The organism is Microcoleus sp. PH2017_08_TRC_O_A, assembly GCF_020738665.1.
Taxonomy (GTDB): Bacteria; Cyanobacteriota; Cyanobacteriia; order Cyanobacteriales; family Microcoleaceae; genus Microcoleus.
In genome coordinates this window covers 1-2,774 of the sequence record NZ_JAEQCE010000188.1, presented here as the reverse complement: position 1 = coordinate 2,774, position 2,774 = coordinate 1, and the positions used below count along the sequence as shown (strand labels likewise).

The window sequence follows — 2,774 nt, the reverse complement described above, 5'->3', positions numbered from 1 at the left end:
TTGGTACAGGTGTACCAATTGCCAAAGCTGTCCTTCGATTGTGGTGGCGCTTATTGTTGCCCCTGTACCAGGTGTTATTATTGCCATAATATAAGTAGGCTCCTAAAGTAGGGCGCTACTTGGGGAGATGAACAAAACATCAATTCAAAACAGAAATCCAATATTAATTAAATTCTGTTCGATTTCTTCTATGTATTCGTCAATTGTAAATCTTGTATCAGGTAGAAATGGTTCAGCCATCTCAAAAAAACCTGAGCCATTGACATTGCCGGACAAGAATTCAGATGCAGCAGCATTCAAGTTCTTGATTGTATGCCAGTTTGCCATATCCTCGTCGAGTTCTTCCGTTGTAAAAGCGGTGCGAATCAATTGAAACGCGTCATTGATTTCTTCCATATCACCATCACCTTGAATGTATTTCCCAAAAGAAACATCTTATTATTAAATGACTAACAAAAAAAGATGTTTCTTTTGGGAAATAAGTTTAGAATGCAGGTGCAACTGCGGGTTTACTATATCCGGCTGCTGTACCTTGTGGACGATAAACTTCTGACTGAAACGTCATCGATTTTTTACCAGTAAACGGCGAGGCTCCAATAGCAACCCTAATCGCCGTAGCTGCGTCATTATACTCAATATCATCGACTGTGGCATTGACTTTTTTCCCCCCACTTGCTTCGGGTTGGGCGGTGGGGGTGCCACGCCCAAAAGGGACACTACCCGAACGCCCGGGTTTGTAATTGCGAGGGCGACCAGTAAACGCCGAGTTGCCTGTCGTTATCGCTATCACGTTTGCTGGTCGCAAGGTGATGATACACAATGCCGGATAGAATCCAGCGGGCGGTTCCGTGACTTGTGCTGCGGTGTTTTCCAGGCCGAAAATATTGCCTTGATCAGTAGCGCTAATACCCAGTGTTGACAGAATTCCAAGAGCGCCGCGAGTCATACCTACTCGAACGTGGTTAATCGTTCCCGTTGCAGCCAACCCGGTGCCAAATGGGATTACCCCAACACTCATTTTTTCTCTGTATGCGCCCGACGCCTTGCGGGGTACTTCGTGTTTTCTTGTTCCCTTAAGGTAAGCAGCGTAAAGGTCAATTTCTGCTGCCGTAAGAGTTTTCTTGTTAAGTCGCCCCCGCCCTCGGCGTCCCATAAAAATAAATCCTTTATCGATTGATATCCTTATCCTAGACTAATTTTGTGGCAGTCAAACCCAACAATCAATAAAGGAAACCCTACGGGTTTCGGGAAATTACAGCCACCCTGTTTTAATCCCCGCTATACGTAACCACAGAACCCTTGACAAGCTGAATAGGTTTAGTCATTAAAGGAAGTCTTAACGTTGCCCTATCAAAAACAACTGTGGCTACAGGACGGTTACGAGGCTTTTCCCATTGTTCGCCCAAAAGCAGTGTCTTTGGGGCGTCGCCCGGGAACTTAAGATTTGGCTTGCTATTTTTACTTATATTAAATCCTAATTCATCTGGAATCTGTTTAAAAATTTTTAGCATTTTTGTAAACAATTCAACGCCCTCACCTAATGTGTTGCAGTAAGCGTAACCTTCTAGCCCTTGTAGCCGCGCTATTTGACCACTATATGAAACACAGGCTACACCTTTATTCCATTCGTACAGTGGTGAGCCAAACTCTACAGCAATAGCATTAGCCCAACGCCTTATATCACTTGTTTTGATCATTTCAGCGAGACCTTTAGCGGCTATCACAGTATCATCAGTAAATCCGACGCATCTAATTATTTTGGTTCCTTCAGCAGGTGGATAGAAAGAGCCGTCAGGTTTTTTATCTAGCTGTGAGTTTCGTTGCTGAAAATAGAGTTCAATCGCTGGAAATCCTTTAAGTGGGGGTTTGCTATTTTTCGCCGACAAGCTTTCGTTTGCTGTGCTTCCACCAGCATATTCAAGTTGCACAATATGCTGAATGAGTTGCAATGTTGTACCCGACAAAATAATACTATTTTTTTTGTCTTTTTTGTTTTTAAAATATTCAATGTGACGTATTCCAGATTTGCTATCCCCCAAAGTTAGTTCAATGTATCTTGGTTTCTCACCTTGCTTACGCCAATCAACAATTTTATAATTACTTATTGATTCGTTCCTACCGGGTATGCCGTCCTCCCATTCATTCCACCATTCATCCCAATCTACTCCGCCAGTACGAATAAGCTCTTGAATGGCTAAAAGTAGTGAAGGTTCTTCATTGGTAAGCTTTAGGTTTTCTGGTTTAGGTGCGGGTTGCTTCTTAATAACCATAATGTAGTATCTAGTTTACGATTGTAACAATGTATTATCATTGTAGTATATTGCGCTATTACTACAATGAAACTAACTTTTAACGAAAATCAGTGGGAACAGGTATGGTCTCAACCAATAGGCGAGACAAAGGCCAGATTTGTTTGTCCGTTAGTTCTCACAAAAAACGTAATCGCGCTGTTAATGTCTTCATCTGGAATCTGGGCAGAGGAATGGCGTTTAGGAGCGTATATCCAACGCGAAATTCGTTCCGGTCTTACTATTGGTGGCAATCAAGATGCGCGACTTGATGGCAGTAGAAAGCTATATATAAATAGGCTTCAGATATTTACCTACAGCACGGAATGCGATTACTCTTTAATAGCTTATAATAAAACATATAACGCAACATTATTTGCTTATCAGTATACAGGAATAATTACATGAAAGATATAATGCTCAAAATCGATATCGCTCTACTAGGTACAACCGTGGCTATTTTGACTGGCGTCCTGAGTGGCTTAA

The 2,774-nt window shown here is 42.0% G+C and carries 3 protein-coding genes; all 3 read right to left on the bottom strand.

The annotated features are described in order from the left end of the window. Positions 1–144 precede the first annotated feature (144 nt). On the bottom strand, positions 145–396 hold the full coding sequence (locus JGK22_RS32885; RefSeq protein WP_293209113.1) for a hypothetical protein: 252 nt from the start codon (positions 394–396) through the stop codon (positions 145–147). 88 nt (positions 397–484) lie between these two features. Beyond that, positions 485–1,153 (bottom strand): hypothetical protein, encoded by a 669-nt coding sequence (locus JGK22_RS32880; RefSeq protein WP_293220991.1) that lies wholly within the window; start codon positions 1,151–1,153, stop codon positions 485–487. Positions 1,154–1,268: 115 nt separating this feature from the next. Then, complete coding sequence (locus JGK22_RS32875) at positions 1,269–2,270, bottom strand: hypothetical protein (RefSeq protein ID WP_293209109.1); 1,002 nt, start codon at positions 2,268–2,270, stop codon at positions 1,269–1,271. Positions 2,271–2,774: the final 504 nt, after the last annotated feature.

Bases quoted from the DNA above. Each gene is read 5' to 3' on its own strand.
- JGK22_RS32875 (WP_293209109.1), bottom strand. From the start codon at position 2,270: ATGGTTATTAAGAAGCAACCCGCACCTAAACCAGAAAACCTAAAGCTT.
- JGK22_RS32885 (WP_293209113.1), bottom strand. From the start codon at position 396: ATGGAAGAAATCAATGACGCGTTTCAATTGATTCGCACCGCTTTTACA.
- JGK22_RS32880 (WP_293220991.1), bottom strand. From the start codon at position 1,153: ATGGGACGCCGAGGGCGGGGGCGACTTAACAAGAAAACTCTTACGGCA.